Origin of the sequence: Arenibacter antarcticus, assembly GCF_041320605.1 — a bacterium.
In the GTDB taxonomy this organism is placed as follows: domain Bacteria; phylum Bacteroidota; class Bacteroidia; order Flavobacteriales; family Flavobacteriaceae; genus Arenibacter; species Arenibacter antarcticus.
This window is the reverse complement of sequence record NZ_CP166679.1, coordinates 3,043,930-3,060,180: the sequence shown is the minus strand read 5'-3', so window position 1 is coordinate 3,060,180 and position 16,251 is coordinate 3,043,930. Positions and strand designations below refer to the sequence as shown.

The window sequence follows — 16,251 nt, the reverse complement described above, 5'->3', positions numbered from 1 at the left end:
CAGTTTTATCATCTAATCCATTTGAACCATGAAAGTTCTAAAATTCGGCGGCACTTCTGTTGCCAATGCCAACAATATAAGTTTAGTAAAAAATATAATCGCCAATCAGCAGTCGGACAAAACCATTGTTGTTGTCTCTGCACTTGGAGGTATAACCGATCTTTTACTTAGAACGGCTGCTTTGGCCTCTATTCAGGATATCTCTTATAAAACTTTTTTGAAAGAAATTGAAGATCGGCATTTAACCACAATCAAAGAGTTGATACCGATCCATTCCCAGAGTAAAATACTCAGCAAAGTTAAAAGTGAGCTAAACACCTTGGAAACATTGTTGGAAGGTGCTTTCTTGATTGGCGAGATAACCCCTAAACTATCAGATAAAATAGTTAGTTATGGCGAATTGCTCTCCTCTTATATCATAAGTGAGTACTTTATAGCTGAGGGAATAGATGCCGCTTATGTGGATAGTAGACAATTAATCAAGACCAATTCGATACATGGAAAAGCAACGGTAAATTTTCAACTTACCAACAGCAATTGTAATACCGCTGTAAAGGAACACAACCAAAAGGTTCTTGTTATGGGTGGTTTTATCGCATCGTCCGTTTCGGGGATTTCCACCACATTGGGACGCGGGGGATCGGATTATACCGCTGCCATCGTTGCCAATGCCGTAGACGCCGAAATTCTGGAAATCTGGACAGATGTGAGCGGAATGTACACCGCCAATCCTAAATTAGTAAAACAAGCGATGTCCATACCTCATATCTCCTATGAGGAGGCCATGGAACTCTCTCATTTTGGAGCAAAAGTATTGTACCCTCCCACTATTCAGCCAGTGTTGTCCAAAGGCATTTCCATTGTCATCAAAAACACCTTTAAACCTGAAGATCCAGGCACTCTGATTACTAAAAATAAAAATGGAAAAGGGAAAACCGTAAGGGGAATAAGCCATGTGGAAGATATTGCCCTCTTGTCTTTGGAAGGCCCAGGTATGGTAGGTATCCCAGGAATATCAAAACGATTTTTTGAAGTGCTTTCCAACGCTGACATCAGCGTGGTCCTTATTACCCAGGCCTCTTCGGAACACTCCATCTGTGTGGGAATTTCCAATCAGGATACAGAACTAGCGATAGCGATTATTAACGAGGCATTCGATTTTGAAATATCTAGGGGCAAGATAAAATCGGTCATAGCCGAAAAAGACCTCACCATTATTGCCTTGATTGGAGACAATATGAAAAGCCACCAAGGCCTGAGCGGGAAAATGTTCAGCACCTTGGGAAGGAACAATGTAAATATTCGCGCTATTGCTCAAGGTGCTTCCGAACGGAACATATCGGCAGTAATCTTAAAATCAGATGTAAAAAAAGCACTCAACACCTTACATGAAGAATTCTTTGAAGAGAATATAAAACAGCTGAACCTTTTTGTGATGGGGGTTGGTAACGTAGGAGCCAAATTTTTAGATCAGATCCAACAGCAGAAAAAGTATTTAAAAGAGAAATTAAAACTCAACATCCGCGTCATTGGCATGTCTAACTCCAGGACCATGATCTTTGATGAGGACGGTATATCCCTAAAAAATTGGGTAGATACGCTTGCATCGGGAGAAAAAGCCGATAAAGCCTTGTTTTACGATAAGGTGATGAAGCTAAACTATAGGAACAGTATTTTTGTGGACAATACTGCCAGCGAAATAGTATCCAATACCTATCATTCCTATTTGCAAAATAGTATCTCCGTGGTAACCTGTAATAAAATAGCCTGCTCCTCTAAATTCAGCAATTATCAGGAATTAAAAGATTTGGCAAGAAAATACAATGCGCCCTTCCTATTTGAAACCAACGTTGGGGCAGGTCTCCCAATCATAGACACCCTAAAGCATTTGGTTGCCTCAGGTGATAAAATATTGAAAATACAGGCCGTGCTCTCTGGAAGTCTAAACTTTGTTTTTAACAATTTCAACGACAGCACTACCTTTCACGATGTCGTAAAACAGGCGCAACAGGAAGGCTACACTGAACCAGATCCGAAAATTGACCTAAGTGGCGTAGATGTTATGAGAAAAATTCTAATCCTGGCTCGCGAAAGTGGAAATGTTTTGGATATAGAGGATATTGAGAACCATTCTTTCCTACCTGAGGCGAGTTTACAAACGGATAATAACGAGGATTTCTTCCGCAGCCTTCAAGATTACGAAGCTTCCTTCCAAGAAATGTATCAAAAAGCAGTTGCTGAGAATAGTAAACTGAAGTATGTGGCACAGTTTGAAGACGGGAAAGCAAGCGTAGGGCTTCAACGTATTCCAAAGGGACATGATTTTTACAATCTTGAGGGCAGTGATAATATTGTGTTGTTTTATACCGAAAGATACCCAAATCAACCTATGATCATAAAGGGAGCAGGAGCTGGCGCCGATGTTACGGCTTCTGGTATATTTGCTGATATTATCCGAATCGGTAATTTTTAGGGTACCCCTAAATTTTCCTTTCCATCCATCTGATATTTTAGATTTAAAACAAGATCTAAATACGAATAGGACCGAAATGTTTTACCTTTTAAAATAGTACAATTCAGAAGATTAATAAGATCATGGACAGTAACGAAATAAGAATATTTTCTCCAGCCACAATCGCTAATGTTTCCTGCGGATTTGACGTACTAGGACTTGCCTTGGATGCCGTAGGCGATGAAATGATAATTAGAAAAACCTCAAAGAAAGGTATAACCATCACCAAACTTACGGGGCAAGACCTACCCACCGAAACCCTGCACAATGTAGCTGGAGTAGCCGGGTTGGCCCTGTTGGCAGAGAGCGAATACATGGGAGGTTTTGAAATTGAAATTTATAAAAAGATAAAGGCAGGCAGCGGAATAGGAAGTAGCGCTGCCAGTTCGGCTGGAGCAGTGTGGGCAATGAACGCCCTTCTAGATTACCCCTTTTCCAATTTGGAATTGGTGAAATTCGCCATGGAAGGAGAGCGATTGGCAAGCGGGGTGGCCCATGCAGACAATGTAGCCCCTGCCCTATTTGGTGGTTTTACCTTGGTTCGGAGCTACCATCCATTAGATATTATTAAGATTCCAACTCCAGAAGCACTTTATGCCACGGTAATCCATCCACAAATTGAAGTCAAGACGTCAGATTCTAGGCGTATATTGAAAACTTCCATATCGCTGGAAGACGGCATTAAGCAATGGGGGAATGTAGGTGGACTTATCGCAGGGCTTTACACCAATGATTACGAGCTAATTGGCAGATCTTTGGTAGACCATATTGTAGAACCCATACGATCTATTCTTATTCCAGGTTTTGATAAAGTAAAAGAGAATGCCTTGGAAGCAGGGGCCTTGGGATGTGGAATTTCAGGATCTGGACCCTCCATTTTCGCCTTGAGCAAAGGGGAGGAAAATGCCAGATTGGTTGCCGATGCCATGAAGAATGTCTATCAAAAGATAGGAGTGGACTACGACGTTCACATTTCAAAAATAAATACTGAAGGGATTAAAATTATATAAAATTCTATAGATTTAAGAACAAAATAAATTGACAAATGAACTTTTATAGTCTAAATAAAAAAGCCCCCAATGTCTCTTTTAAGGAGGCCGTTATAAAAGGTATAGCTCCAGATAGGGGATTGTATTTCCCAGAAGAGATACACCCTTTGGCTCCCTCATTTTTTGACAGTTTGGAAACCTTTTCAAATCAAGAAATTGCTTATTTAGCAATCCAACAATTTGTAGGGGATGAAATTCCCGAAGCAGCATTAAAGGAAATATTGAAAGAGGTATTAGACTTTGATTTCCCTGTTGTTCCCATAGAGGAAAATATTGCCACCCTAGAACTTTTTCATGGCCCTACTATGGCATTCAAGGATGTAGGTGCCAGATTTATGGCACGCTGTCTAGGACATTTTTCCAACGAAAAAAGCAATGCTATTACCGTGCTGGTTGCTACCTCTGGCGATACCGGTGGAGCCGTAGCCAATGGTTTCTTAGATGTCCCTGGGGTTAAAGTGGTTATTCTTTATCCAAGTGGCAAAGTGAGCGATATTCAAGAAAAGCAACTGACCACCTTAGGTAAAAATATTACTGCCCTAGAAGTGGATGGCACTTTTGATGATTGTCAGGAAATGGTGAAATCGGCTTTTCTAGATAAAGAACTTACTGAAAACATGCAATTGACCTCCGCCAATAGCATCAATGTAGCCCGTTGGCTTCCACAAATGTTCTATTTCCTTTTCGCCTACAAACAAGCAAAATCTTTAGGTAAGGAAATTGTCTTTTCCGTTCCTAGTGGGAATTTCGGAAATATATGCGCAGGTATCATGGCACAAAAACTAGGAATGCCATGCAAGCATTTTATAGCAGCCACCAACGTTAATGATATTGTTCCCAATTTCATGGCAACGGGCACCTATAGCCCAAAAACTTCTATCGCCACTATTTCCAATGCAATGGATGTGGGCGACCCTAGTAATTTTATTCGAATCAGACATTTGTACAAGGACAATTTTAAAGAACTGTCCAACAACCTTAGCTCCTATTCATTTACGGATAAAGAAACCAAAAAAGCCATGCTCAGTCTCTACAATGATTATAACTATGTAGCAGATCCTCATGGAGCTGTTGGCTATCTAGGAATAAAAAAATACCAAGCCCAACATCCCGAATGTTATGGCATATTTTTAGAAACGGCCCATCCTGTAAAATTTTTGGATGTCGTGGAGGACACTATTCGTGAAAACATAGATCTTCCAGATAAAATTGCCAAACTGTTGAACAAAAAGAAAAAATCCATTAACATCTCTAATTACGAGGATTTAAAGGCCTTTTTAAAGCGGGAATAAACCATTCCAATGTTATTAACAGATTGATAATTGGGAGTCCTGCAGCATAGGTGATTTATCAAGACAGGCAACAAAGGGGTTAAACAGCTTTTACCAAAACATACATACCGAAGGTTATTTGCAGCCAAATTTTCAACTTGGATTGTAGGTCTGTGCCGTTATAAAATATAGCCACGAGTGAACTAAGGAAGGTGAAGTGCCCAATTTTAATTGCATTGGAGACCAAATAAATAGTAAGTAGCGACATCTATGAGGATACATCTAGATCCTGTAGATGTAATAGATGGAGTTCTCCTTTTGCTTTAACGTTAAATTATGAAAACAAAAATCGGCATGCATTTTCCCAACGATTAATTTTCAATACTTTTACCTTTTAAATCGATTCAATGAAAAACACAGCCTTATCAAAGACCCATGAGGCATTAGGAGCTAAAATGGTACCTTTTGCAGGATATAATATGCCTGTTTCCTATGAAGGAGTTAACATAGAGCATGAAACGGTCCGCACCGGAGTAGGCGTATTTGATGTATCCCATATGGGAGAATTTTTAATCGGTGGTCCAAAAGCGTTGGATCTGATCCAAAAAGTTTGCTCCAATGATGCTTCTAAAATAGCCATAGGTAAGGCACAATACAGCTGTCTTCCCAATGAAACAGGTGGTATTGTGGACGACCTTATTATTTACAAAATAAAAGAGGAACAGTATTTACTAGTGGTAAATGCGGACAATATAGATAAGGATTGGGAACACATAAGTAAATACAATGAGGAGTTTGGAGCAGAGATGCGCAATATTTCCGGTGACTATTCACTATTGGCCATTCAGGGTCCAAAAGCGGTAGAGGCAATGCAAAAGCTAACCTCTGTAGACTTATCGGCCTTAAAACTTTACACCTTTGAGGTATCGGATTTTGCTGGAATACCACATGTCATTATTTCCGCGACAGGATACACTGGATCTGGGGGATTTGAAATTTATTGCAAGAACGAAGAGGTACAGCAGATATGGGATAAGGTTTTTGAAGCCGGTGCCGATTTTGGAATAAAACCTATTGGCTTGGCGGCTAGGGATACTTTGAGATTGGAAATGGGCTATTGCCTATACGGAAATGATATAGATGATACTACATCACCTTTGGAAACAGGTTTGGGATGGATTACAAAATTCACCAAGGATTTTGTAAATAGTGAAGCTTTGGCGAAACAAAAGGAAGCCGGACCGAAACGAAAATTAATCGCCTTTGAATTGACGGAAAAAGGTATTCCGCGACAGGGATATGCAATTGTAGATAAGGATGGTAACACCATAGGCAATGTAACTTCCGGAACCATGTCCCCATCCCTTTCAAAAGGAATAGGCCTTGGATTTGTCCCTATCGAAATTTCGGATGCTGGTACCGCTATTTTTATTCAGATCAGAAAAAATGCAGTTCCAGCAACCATTGTCAAACTCCCTTTTTATAAAGGATAACCTTATTAATATTTGAGCTGCGGAAAAGGAGATGATCGGATGAACAAAATACTCATATTAGGAGCCAGTGGCTTTATCGGTAATGCTATTTACCGAGAATTAAATTCCTATTTTGATACCTATGGAACCTATTATTCTTCGAGAAAAAACTTCGAGGATAACAATCAATTCCATAGGTATGATTTGGAGGAGGATGATATTGTCCAAATTCTCGATAAGATAAAACCCGATCTTATTATTTCCGCACTTAGGGGCAATTTTCAGGCTCAGGTGATTGCACACCAACATATGGTAGAATATATATTGAAAAATAATTGTAAATTATATTTCATTTCCTCCGCAAACGTTTTTGATGCCTATATCAAATTTCCTTCCTATGAAAATGATAAAACCCTATCTGAAAGCATCTATGGCAGATTAAAAATAAAAATCGAGAATATGCTATTAAGGATCCCTAAATCTAAAATGGCCATCTTAAGAGTTCCCATGGTCTTTGGCAATAATTCCCCTAGAATAAAGGAAATAAAAGCTTCGCTCGATCTAAATGAGCCGTTGGAAGTCTTCCCTAATTTGATAATGAACGTCACTAGTGATGACAAACTTACCCTACAGATCCATTATTTAATAAATCGTGATAAATCCGGAATATTTCATTTAGGATCCGAAGACCTGACCCATCATGAGGATTTTATAGAGGAAATTATAAAACGAATGGGAAATTACCATCCAATTTTAAAACGGGTATACACAACCAACGAAGATCGATATCTAGCAGTATTACCCAAAACCAATAGGCTACCCACAGACCTACAGTTTAATTGTCAGGACATTATAGACCAGCATATATTTACCTAGAAGCCCATTAAAAGGAGAGGTATTTTATTAACTTTACCAAAAACAACATTATGAGCACATTATCCAAAGAAGAAATAGAAAGAAGATTGGAACAATTGGACGGTTGGGAATATGTGGATGGAGCCTTGGAAACATCATTTGAGTTTAAAGATTTTAAGGACGCATTTTCGGTTATGACCAGAATTGCCTTTGAATGTGAGGCTCAAAACCATCATCCTGATTGGAGCAACGTTTATAATTCTTTAAATATTCGCCTAAATACTCACGATGCAAACGGGGTAACCGAAAAGGATTTCAAATTAGCCAAATCAATCGAAGAAATAATTGAAAGTGAATAAACCTAACGCTTGTTGCAGTATTAAAATTTGTTAAATTTGCTTCAATAATCCAAATAAAACCAAATAATGGGAAGAGCTTTTGAATTTAGAAAAGCACGTAAGATGAAAAGATGGTCTGCAATGTCGAAAGCCTTCACCAGAATTGGCAAAGATATTGTAATGGCCGTAAAGGAAGGCGGCCCGGATCCGGGGTCTAATTCTAGGTTAAGAGCGGTTATCCAAAATGCTAAGGCTGTAAATATGCCTAAGGACAATGTGGAAAGGGCCATAAAGAAAGCCTCCGATAAAAGTTTAGGCGATTATAAAGAGGTACTTTTTGAAGGCTATGCGCCCCATGGTATTGCTATTTTAGTAGAAACTGCAACGGACAATAATACTAGGACTGTAGCTAACATCAGAAGTTATTTTAACAAATGTAACGGTAGTTTGGGAACTTCAGGTTCTGTAGAATTTATGTTCGACCATACCTGTAATTTTAGGATCCCCGTGGAAGGGATAGACCCCGAGGAATTGGAACTAGAAATGATCGACTTTGGAGCCGAGGAGGTTTTCGCCGATGACGATGGAATCTTGATATATGCTCCCTTTGAAAGTTTTGGGGCCATACAAAAGGAATTGGAAAACCGCGAGATAGAGATTCTTTCCTCAGGTTTTGAACGTATTCCACAGGTGACCAAGGAATTGTCGGAAGAGGAAGCTGCAGATGTGGAGAAACTATTGGAAAAGATTGAAGAGGATGATGATGTACAGAACGTATATCATACCATGCAGGAGTAATCCTAAAAACTATTTTCAGGAACTTTTCCTAAAACGCCCTTATAGAATGATTTATAAGTAATAAAGTCTTGTTCTTTATTATCTGTTGGGAAATGGGGTTCCGAGATTTTTATCTGTTTTTCACCAAAATCAAACGCTACCAATACAATAGGTACGTTGGCGGCTTTTGCGATATAATAGAACCCAGTTTTCCACTCGGTCACCTTTTTCCGCGTACCTTCCGGGGATAAGGCAAGCCTAAATTGTTGCTTTTCTTGAAATAATTTTGCTGTAGCGCTGACCGTATCCATATTCTTGGTCCGATCTATGGGAGTCCCTCCCATCCAACGAAAGTACCAACCAAATGGAGGCTTAAATAGTCCTTTCTTCCCTATATAATTAATTTCTTCATTCAAAACCCTACGCACCAAGAGTCCCATAAAAAAATCTACCCAACTGGTATGGGGTACTACTATAATAACACATTTCTTCACTTCCGGGAAGGAACCAATAAGTCTCCAGCCCATAATTTTAAAATAAATAAATTTTGCCAGAGTATGCATATATAAAAAATTATAAAAATTCGATCAATCTTAAGAAGGCTTTCACTCCTACAATTTCGTGAGCATTTATGTTCTGAGATGCAATCGCCCCAGATGAATACTTATATTTTCTGATAAATCGATTTTAACTTCTCTGGGCTAATTAGCTTTCGCCATTCCTTTCCCAAGGCATTTTCCCAAAGCGGTTCTAAGCTAAGGGCTACATTGATCATTATTTCAAAATCATTCTCGGTTAACGCACCACATATCCCTGTTGGCAATGCTATTTGATGCTTTTCTTTCATTATGTTGAACATAGCCACTCCTTCAGGATAAAACTCCTCCAAATGCTGAAAAACCAAACAATTCCCAATTCCATGTCTTACTCCCAATAAATAGGAAAGCCCGTAACTCATAGCATGGGCAACCCCTACCTGTGAATATGCAATGCTCATCCCCCCATGCCAGGAAGCCATCATTAATTTATCCCTGGAATCTGAAGGGTCCAATTCCTCCAAATAAACCTCCTTGCAAAGTTCTAGGGCCTTTTCCCCATAACTCTGACTAAAGGCATTTAAAAAGGTACCGTTTAACGACTCGATACAATGAATAAAACAATCCATTCCTGTATAAAACCACTGTTCCTTGGAAACGCCTTTGGTAAGATCTGGATCTAAAAGAACTTGGTTAAAAGTAGTATAATCGGAATTGATGCCCAATTTTTTTTCGGGTCCCAATAAAACCGTAGTCCTAGATACTTCGGCACCGGTACCACTAATCGTTGGAATACCCACGTGATAGATAGACGGTTTTCTCACTAGGTCCCAGCCTTGATATTGATACGATTTACCTTTATTATTCAACATAATCGCCACCGCCTTTGCCAAATCCAACAAGGTACCACCCCCTATCCCCACAATACCGGAGGGAAGTTCATTAAAATGATCCCGTATCCTATCAGCCAAAAGATCTACCTGATCGGTTTTAGGCTCTTCATCTGCCGAGATAAATATAATCTGGTCGTTACAGATCAATGGAATTCTAGAAATAAGTTGGGTTCCCTCAAAAATATCATCGACCAAAAAAATCATCGGGGCATCCGAACTTTTTCTTTGTGGCAACAAAATATCTCCCAGCTGATCAAAACTACCGTTGCCAAATACAACCCTTGGAACCATAGGTAAATTCCTATAGTTCATCTTAAGATCAGTACTTATAGACTCCTTATTCTCTTTATTACTTATTTTAATTGCCATAGTTAAGATATTTTAACAAGTCAGAAATGGTGTTCAGGGTAAGATGACCATTCTGATGTTCTTTCAATTTCACTTCCTCGTGCTGCCAAGTGGTATGAAATGGGATATGCACCGCTTTAGCTCCAATATTCACAATGGGTAACACATCCGATTTTAAAGAATTCCCCACCATTAAAAATTCCGATACTGGAATTCGTAAGTGCTCCAAGAGGTTTGTATAATTTATTTCCTTTTTATCGCTCAGTACTTCCACATGGTGAAAATATTTGGATAGGCCCGATTTTTCCAATTTACGCTCCTGGTCTAACAAATCACCTTTGGTCAAAACAATCAAACGATAATGATCCTTTAGCTTTCTCAATACTTCTTCCACTCCATCCAACAATTCTACGGGTTGGGACAACATTTCTTTCCCTAGATTAAGGATATCCCCAATGGTTGCTTGTGATATTTTATTATTTGACAGATCGAGCGCAGATTCTATCATGGATAACGTAAACCCCTTTACCCCATAACCATAAATCGCCAAGTTATTTATCTCTGTTTTAAAGAGTTCTTGGTCAATTTTGTTTTTGGTTTCGTATTTATCTAAAAGGTTTGCAAACTTTTCCTCTGTATCCCTAAAATAGGTTTCATTAACCCATAAGGTATCATCAGCATCAAATCCGACCACTTTTATATTGCTATAATCTATTTCCATACACTTTTGGCCTTTTCCAGATCCTCTGGGGTATCTATTTCAATCCCTGAGACATTAGTCTCTACCATTTTAATCTTTTTCCCATATTCCAAATATCTAATAGCTTCTATTTTTTCGGTAGCCTCCAAAATTTGCATGGGCAATCTCTGGAAATCCATTAATGCCCTTTTTCTAAAGGCATAAATTCCTTTGTGCTTATAGTACGGGATATCCAATTCCCTTGCCCTTGGATAAGGGATAGGAGCCCTTGAAAAATAAAGTGCAAAATTCTGATTGTCCACTATTACTTTTACCGTATTAGGGTCGTTGATCTCTACCCAATCCTTTATCCTAGTCATTAAGGATGCAAGATCTATTTCTTGTTGATGGTCATCCTTAAAAACTTCTATGACACTGGCCAAGCTTTCACGATCTGTAAAAGGTTCATCTCCCTGCACGTTAACAATAATATCTACTTCCATCGACTCCACGGCCTCGGCGATACGATCACTTCCGCATTCGTGTTCCTTTTTGCTCATTATGGCCTTACCTCCTATTTTGGCTATTGTTTCGAAAATAACGGGACTATCCGTTACCACATAAACTTCCTGAAATAGACCTGTGTTGATGGCTGCTTCATAGGTTCTTTGTATAACTGGTTTCCCTTGTAGGTCCTGCATAAGCTTTCCAGGAAATCTAGAAGCTGCATAACGAGCCGGGATCATTGCGATAATTTTCATATGTAGATATTTATTGTTTTTTAACGGTCATATGCGATTCGCATATCTTCATTCGTATTTGCAACCAGATTTCGGTCATGCTCATTTCATATGCAGATATTTATTGTTTTTTAACGGTCATATGCGATTCGCATATCTTCATTCGTATTTGCAACCAGATTTCGGTCATGCTCATTTCATATGTAGATATTTATTGTTTTTTAACGGTCATACTTCGGCTGCGCCTACCTACGATAGGTAAATTCCAGTTCAGGTATGCAAACCTACCTACGGCAGGTAAACTTGTCTGACGGCAGTCAGGTACGCATATCTTCATTCGTATTTGCGACCAGCTTTGGGTCATCCTCATTTCACAGGAAAATTATTTAATATTAATTAGGATTAGGTTTAGATCTCAGTTTCTTATAAAGTTTAAAAAGGACAAACAATATAACAACGACAAGGATTACGGCAAGTAGAGGTACAAAAATAGCCAAAGCAGTCATCACCACAGCTACAACTGTTTCCACTAAGCCAATTAATGGGTTGGCCAATCCACCTGTAGTGGCCGAAGACGCAAGCCTTCCTGTGGCATTGGTGCTTTTAATGGCGGTTGCCGTACCACCCCCAGCAATTATGGCTAAAGTCCATGTTACAATAGGATCCAAATCCGCAACTGTGGAAACCATTACGGCTGTCCCGGCAATTGCAGCCAAAGGTACTGCAACACTATCCAGCAAATTATCGACCCACGGAATAAAATATGCGAAAATTTCTACAACAGTAGCTACCCCTAAGGTAATTAAAGCTGTTAGACTCCCTATCCATTCCCAATTATCATTTAATTCCCATACATTAAAGTAGGCAGATAAACTTAAGGCAAACAGGGGTAAAAAAATTCTAAAACCTACCGAAGTGGCAAGCCCGATTCCCAAAAAAATGCTTAAAACGGTCTCAAAGGCCATTTGCTTTTAGTTTAATGCGAAATTAGGCTATTCCGAATCAACAAAAAAATCGTTCTTAAACCCAATCAGGTACAACTTTTCCTTAGCCCTGGTAATGGCCGTATACAACCACCTTAAGTATTCCTTGTCTATACCATTGGGCAGGTATGGCTGCTCTACAAAAACCGTATTCCATTGTCCTCCTTGGGATTTATGACAGGTAATGGCATAAGAAAATTTAACCTGAAGGGCATTGAAATAATTATTGTTCTTTACCGCCAAAAACTTTTTGTACTTGGATTTCTCATCGGCATAATCCCGCATTACCTCCTGATACAATCGGTTGCCCTCCTCATAAGACAAAGATGGGGTTTCTGCCATAATAGTATCCAATAAAAGCACCGTTTCAAAGGGCTTTTGATCGGGATAATCCACCATCTTCACCTTTACTTCTGCAAATTTAAATCCGTATAATTCCTTAATCGCAAAAATCTCCAAAACTTCCATAATATCCCCGTTAGCAATAAAACCTGCTTCCGAACTGGGCTTAAGCCAAAAATAGTTGTTTTTGACCACCATCATATAATCTCCTACCGCCAACTCGTTTTCCAAATACAGGATTCTATTCCTTATATTATCATTATACAGATTGGCCCTTTTGTTGGAGCGGACAATAATAGCCGTTTCCTCTTTGCCATTTTGCGAATAGGATTCATCTATAGCCTCTTGGATATCATGACCATCAATTAAACGGACAATATCCTTATATTGGGAAACGGAGAATTTAAAATTATCATAAAACTCACTTTGCAATTGTTCTCTTAAATAAGTGGCATTGGCCAATATCCCAGAGTCTTCTGCTTGTCTTACCACTTCATCCAATTCCAACTCAACTACCTCCTTATTATAATTCAGCGATAATTGGCCCTCATCCAGTGCAGGACTGATATTTAAATGTACGGGAGGTAACTGGGCGGTATCGCCTATAAGTATAAGTTTGCAGTTATGTCCAGAATAAACATACGTCATAAGGTCATCCAACAAGGAGCCATTCTCCAATAGTTTGGAATCTGCAGGGCTATCAGAAATCATGGACGCCTCATCTACAATAAATAGGGTATTCCTATGTTTGTTGGGCGCTAGTACAAATTGCACCCCACCACCACTTTGCTTTTTAGGAAAATAAATTTTCCTGTGAATGGTAAAGGCTTGGGTCCCGGAGTAATTAGACATCACCTTGGCCGCCCTTCCAGTAGGTGCCATTAATACCGCCTTCATGGTAGTTTTCCACAAATTGGTCACAATGGTACCCACTATCGTGGTTTTTCCCGTTCCAGCGAATCCTTTCAGCAAGAAGACTAGGTCTTTTTCTTTAGAAAGGGTAAATGTTGCAAGTTGCTGTAATGCAACCGACTGTTTGGCCGTTGCAACATGTGGGAATTTGTCTTTTAGTAAGTTATAAAAATTGGTATCTGATATAGAATTCATAGGTCTTCAAAGATAATCAGTATTTTTAAGGCCAAATACTTTTGGCATTAAAAAAAAATTGTAGATTTGTGATAACCACTAAAATAATAACACTTAAGAAATGAAGACCATTTTACAAATTTTTCTTTGGCTGGTAAGTATCGGATTAGGATTTATGATCTACAATTCTGTCAATGGCCCTATTAAGTTTAACAAAGTTAAACAAGAGCGTTTTTCCAAGGTAATATCCAGTCTAAAGGATATCAGAAATTCCCAAGAGGCATATAAGACTGCGAATGGAAGATATGCAAAGGATTTCAATACCTTGATCAGTTTTGTGGATACTGGAAATTATATCATCACACAACAAAGAGATTCTTCATTTTTGGAGTATGACAAGCATTTTGGGATCGACATGCTACGGGAAGTAAGAATTATAGATACCCTTGGTACAGTATCCGTTAAGGATTCCCTATTTAAAAAAGACGATCGCTTTAAGAGTATGATGAATGTTCCTTTTGCTGCAAATGGAGAGAAATTTGAAATGAAGGCAGCTATTATTGAAAAAGCAGGATACAAGGCCCCTGTATTTGAAGCAAAAATAGGTAAGGATGTTGTTCTACATGACCAACCCAAAGCCTTATTGGCAAGGGAAAATTCACAAATCAACGTTGATGAAGTTAATGGTAATGTAATCAAAGTTGGATCTTTGACCGAGGTAAGCACCAGTGGAAATTGGCCATCTATCTATGACAAACGAAACGACCTATAGTATTTTAGAAGATTCTAAATCGGAATATCATAAATTGTCCATTCAAGTTAGCTTGAATGGACTTTCTTTTTGTGTTTTGGACACACTTTCCAACACCGTGATCGCTTCGGAGAAAATTAAGTTCGAAAACGAACTGACCCCCTATGCCGTACAAAAGGAAATAAAACAACTTTTCGACAAAAATGAAATTCAAAAAATTCAATTTTCAGAAGTTGTTGTTATTCACAGAAACAACCTTTTCTGCCTAGTACCAAAAGCTCTTTTCAACAAGGACGAATTGGCCAATTACCTGAAATTCAACGCCAAAATTTTGGCGAATGACCACTTGGAATACGATGAAATAGACAATTTGGAAATGGTAAATGTTTATGTGCCCTTCGTGAACATAAACAACTATATCTACGATCTTTTTGGTGATTTCGATTTTATGCACAATGGCACGGTGCAGATAAAAAGTCTAATTAATAGTCATGGCAATACCAATGAGCCCATTTGCTATGTGCATTTGATAGAAGGACATATGGACATCACGATTATCCAAAATAAAAAGTTACTGCTTTACAATAACTTTAGATTTACGGCCAATGAAGATTTTATTTACTACCTGCTCTTTACCTTAGAGCAATTAAAATTGGATACAGCGACTACAAAACTTAAGCTTTTTGGCGCTATTGAAGAGGACGATGCCCTTTACCAACTCTGTCACACCTACATTCAGAATATTTCTATTTTTGTACCCTCCACTACCACCCTCTATCATTTTGGGGAGCTGGAGCAAGAATCCATCGATTTCACACTTTTAAATTCCCATTAATCAATGCGCATTATATCTGGTAAAAATAAAGGGCAACGTTTAACTGCTCCAAAGAAACTCCCCGTTCGCCCTACTACGGATATGGCAAAGGAAGCCTTATTCAATATTCTTAACAATCAATATCACTTTAACGATATAAAGGTACTTGACCTTTTTGCAGGTACTGGAAATATTGGTTATGAATTTGCTTCTAGAGGTTCCGAACAGATTACCGCTGTAGATGCCGATCCAGGATGCGTAAAATTCATTATTGAAACATCCGAGAAACTAGAATTCCCTATCCAAGTTATTAAAAGTGATGTTTATGACTATTTGGAACGCAATCCAGTAAAGGCGCATATCATATTTGCCGATCCACCATATGATCTTCCACTGGAAGACTTTTTTAAAATTGCAGAATTGGTCTTTAAAAAGGAACTCCTTTTAGAGAATGGAGTTTTAATTATAGAGCACCCTAAGAATACCGATCTTTCCAAAACGGAGCATTACACCAATGAAAGAAGATATGGGGGAAGTGTATTTAGTTTTTTTGAATGGACTGGGGATAATGAAATTCCCAAACAATAATCTCGTTTAGGATTCCTTAATTCCTACTTCACCATAGGAGCAATAATATAAAACTGGCCGTTAAAACAGATATCCAATTATAGGCTACTGCCAGAAATCTGTGATAATTCCTATTGATGGGATACACTTTCTACGATGGCAGTAATACAAAAGGATACAGCATACTGCATTGGTTAACTCTAGAGAATACCGCATACGGTGGTATTAATTCGAATAC

At 38.7% G+C, this 16,251-nt stretch carries 16 protein-coding genes; 10 read left to right on the top strand and 6 right to left on the bottom strand.

The features are described 5' to 3' along the window. Positions 1-28 precede the first annotated feature (28 nt). From thrA to KCTC52924_RS12675, 7 genes are all read left to right on the top strand, one after another. Positions 29-2,473: a bifunctional aspartate kinase/homoserine dehydrogenase I gene (gene thrA, locus KCTC52924_RS12705; protein ID WP_251808497.1), complete on the top strand. Its 2,445-nt coding sequence runs from the start codon at positions 29-31 to the stop codon at positions 2,471-2,473. Between the two features lie 122 nt (positions 2,474-2,595). Further along, entirely contained in the window at positions 2,596-3,522 is a 927-nt protein-coding gene (locus KCTC52924_RS12700; protein ID WP_251808496.1) for a homoserine kinase, read from the top strand. Between the two features lie 35 nt (positions 3,523-3,557). Further along, positions 3,558-4,853, top strand: coding sequence for a threonine synthase (gene thrC, locus KCTC52924_RS12695; RefSeq protein ID WP_251808495.1), 1,296 nt, complete (start codon positions 3,558-3,560; stop codon positions 4,851-4,853). Positions 4,854-5,239: 386 nt separating this feature from the next. After that, on the top strand, positions 5,240-6,325 hold the full coding sequence (gene gcvT / locus KCTC52924_RS12690; protein ID WP_251808494.1) for a glycine cleavage system aminomethyltransferase GcvT: 1,086 nt from the start codon (positions 5,240-5,242) through the stop codon (positions 6,323-6,325). A 39-nt stretch (positions 6,326-6,364) separates the two neighbouring features. After that, positions 6,365-7,180: a sugar nucleotide-binding protein gene (locus KCTC52924_RS12685; protein WP_251808545.1), complete on the top strand. Its 816-nt coding sequence runs from the start codon at positions 6,365-6,367 to the stop codon at positions 7,178-7,180. A gap of 50 nt (positions 7,181-7,230) precedes the next feature. Further along, on the top strand, positions 7,231-7,518 hold the full coding sequence (locus tag KCTC52924_RS12680; RefSeq protein ID WP_251808493.1) for a 4a-hydroxytetrahydrobiopterin dehydratase: 288 nt from the start codon (positions 7,231-7,233) through the stop codon (positions 7,516-7,518). A gap of 66 nt (positions 7,519-7,584) precedes the next feature. Beyond that, positions 7,585-8,295, top strand: a complete 711-nt coding sequence (locus tag KCTC52924_RS12675; protein WP_251808492.1) for a YebC/PmpR family DNA-binding transcriptional regulator — start codon at positions 7,585-7,587, stop codon at positions 8,293-8,295. 2 nt (positions 8,296-8,297) lie between these two features. Here the strand turns inward: KCTC52924_RS12675 and KCTC52924_RS12670 are convergent, their stop codons facing one another. The 6 genes from KCTC52924_RS12670 to KCTC52924_RS12645 form a co-directional block, all read right to left on the bottom strand. Beyond that, positions 8,298-8,837: a 1-acyl-sn-glycerol-3-phosphate acyltransferase gene (locus KCTC52924_RS12670; protein ID WP_251808491.1), complete on the bottom strand. Its 540-nt coding sequence runs from the start codon at positions 8,835-8,837 to the stop codon at positions 8,298-8,300. Between the two features lie 101 nt (positions 8,838-8,938). Further along, positions 8,939-10,015, bottom strand: a complete 1,077-nt coding sequence (locus KCTC52924_RS12665; protein ID WP_251808544.1) for an iron-containing alcohol dehydrogenase family protein — start codon at positions 10,013-10,015, stop codon at positions 8,939-8,941. Positions 10,016-10,061: 46 nt separating this feature from the next. Beyond that, complete coding sequence (locus KCTC52924_RS12660) at positions 10,062-10,772, bottom strand: HAD family hydrolase (RefSeq protein WP_251808490.1); 711 nt, start codon at positions 10,770-10,772, stop codon at positions 10,062-10,064. Beyond that, complete coding sequence (kdsB, locus tag KCTC52924_RS12655) at positions 10,763-11,491, bottom strand: 3-deoxy-manno-octulosonate cytidylyltransferase (protein WP_251808489.1); 729 nt, start codon at positions 11,489-11,491, stop codon at positions 10,763-10,765. Before kdsB ends, KCTC52924_RS12660 begins: the two co-directional genes overlap by 10 nt. 371 nt (positions 11,492-11,862) lie before the next feature. Further along, the gene (locus tag KCTC52924_RS12650; RefSeq protein WP_251808488.1) at positions 11,863-12,435 is read right to left on the bottom strand and encodes a DUF4126 domain-containing protein; all 573 of its coding nucleotides are present in this window, start codon (positions 12,433-12,435) and stop codon (positions 11,863-11,865) included. A 27-nt stretch (positions 12,436-12,462) separates the two neighbouring features. Next, complete coding sequence (locus KCTC52924_RS12645; RefSeq protein WP_251808487.1) at positions 12,463-13,902, bottom strand: ATP-dependent RecD-like DNA helicase; 1,440 nt, start codon at positions 13,900-13,902, stop codon at positions 12,463-12,465. A gap of 100 nt (positions 13,903-14,002) precedes the next feature. On the opposite strand from KCTC52924_RS12645, the gene KCTC52924_RS12640 reads away from it, so the two are divergent. The 3 genes from KCTC52924_RS12640 to KCTC52924_RS12630 are packed head-to-tail and all read left to right on the top strand — an operon-like array spanning position 14,003 to position 16,034. Further along, complete coding sequence (locus KCTC52924_RS12640; protein WP_251808486.1) at positions 14,003-14,653, top strand: hypothetical protein; 651 nt, start codon at positions 14,003-14,005, stop codon at positions 14,651-14,653. Further along, complete coding sequence (locus tag KCTC52924_RS12635; protein ID WP_251808485.1) at positions 14,631-15,467, top strand: DUF3822 family protein; 837 nt, start codon at positions 14,631-14,633, stop codon at positions 15,465-15,467. Before KCTC52924_RS12640 ends, KCTC52924_RS12635 begins: the two co-directional genes overlap by 23 nt. A 3-nt stretch (positions 15,468-15,470) precedes the next feature. Next, positions 15,471-16,034: an RsmD family RNA methyltransferase gene (locus KCTC52924_RS12630; protein ID WP_251808484.1), complete on the top strand. Its 564-nt coding sequence runs from the start codon at positions 15,471-15,473 to the stop codon at positions 16,032-16,034. Positions 16,035-16,251 lie beyond the last annotated feature (217 nt).

Coding starts and splice junctions, on each gene's coding strand:
- KCTC52924_RS12640 (WP_251808486.1), top strand. CDS start 14,003: ATGAAGACCATTTTACAAATTTTTCTTTGGCTGGTAAGTATCGGATTA.
- KCTC52924_RS12680 (WP_251808493.1), top strand. CDS start 7,231: ATGAGCACATTATCCAAAGAAGAAATAGAAAGAAGATTGGAACAATTG.
- KCTC52924_RS12645 (WP_251808487.1), bottom strand. CDS start 13,902: ATGAATTCTATATCAGATACCAATTTTTATAACTTACTAAAAGACAAA.
- kdsB (WP_251808489.1), bottom strand. CDS start 11,491: ATGAAAATTATCGCAATGATCCCGGCTCGTTATGCAGCTTCTAGATTT.
- KCTC52924_RS12635 (WP_251808485.1), top strand. CDS start 14,631: ATGACAAACGAAACGACCTATAGTATTTTAGAAGATTCTAAATCGGAA.
- KCTC52924_RS12685 (WP_251808545.1), top strand. CDS start 6,365: ATGAACAAAATACTCATATTAGGAGCCAGTGGCTTTATCGGTAATGCT.
- KCTC52924_RS12700 (WP_251808496.1), top strand. CDS start 2,596: ATGGACAGTAACGAAATAAGAATATTTTCTCCAGCCACAATCGCTAAT.
- thrA (WP_251808497.1), top strand. CDS start 29: ATGAAAGTTCTAAAATTCGGCGGCACTTCTGTTGCCAATGCCAACAAT.
- KCTC52924_RS12675 (WP_251808492.1), top strand. CDS start 7,585: ATGGGAAGAGCTTTTGAATTTAGAAAAGCACGTAAGATGAAAAGATGG.
- KCTC52924_RS12665 (WP_251808544.1), bottom strand. CDS start 10,015: ATGAACTATAGGAATTTACCTATGGTTCCAAGGGTTGTATTTGGCAAC.
- gcvT (WP_251808494.1), top strand. CDS start 5,240: ATGAAAAACACAGCCTTATCAAAGACCCATGAGGCATTAGGAGCTAAA.
- KCTC52924_RS12660 (WP_251808490.1), bottom strand. CDS start 10,772: ATGGAAATAGATTATAGCAATATAAAAGTGGTCGGATTTGATGCTGAT.
- KCTC52924_RS12650 (WP_251808488.1), bottom strand. CDS start 12,435: ATGGCCTTTGAGACCGTTTTAAGCATTTTTTTGGGAATCGGGCTTGCC.
- KCTC52924_RS12670 (WP_251808491.1), bottom strand. CDS start 8,837: ATGCATACTCTGGCAAAATTTATTTATTTTAAAATTATGGGCTGGAGA.
- KCTC52924_RS12630 (WP_251808484.1), top strand. CDS start 15,471: ATGCGCATTATATCTGGTAAAAATAAAGGGCAACGTTTAACTGCTCCA.
- thrC (WP_251808495.1), top strand. CDS start 3,558: ATGAACTTTTATAGTCTAAATAAAAAAGCCCCCAATGTCTCTTTTAAG.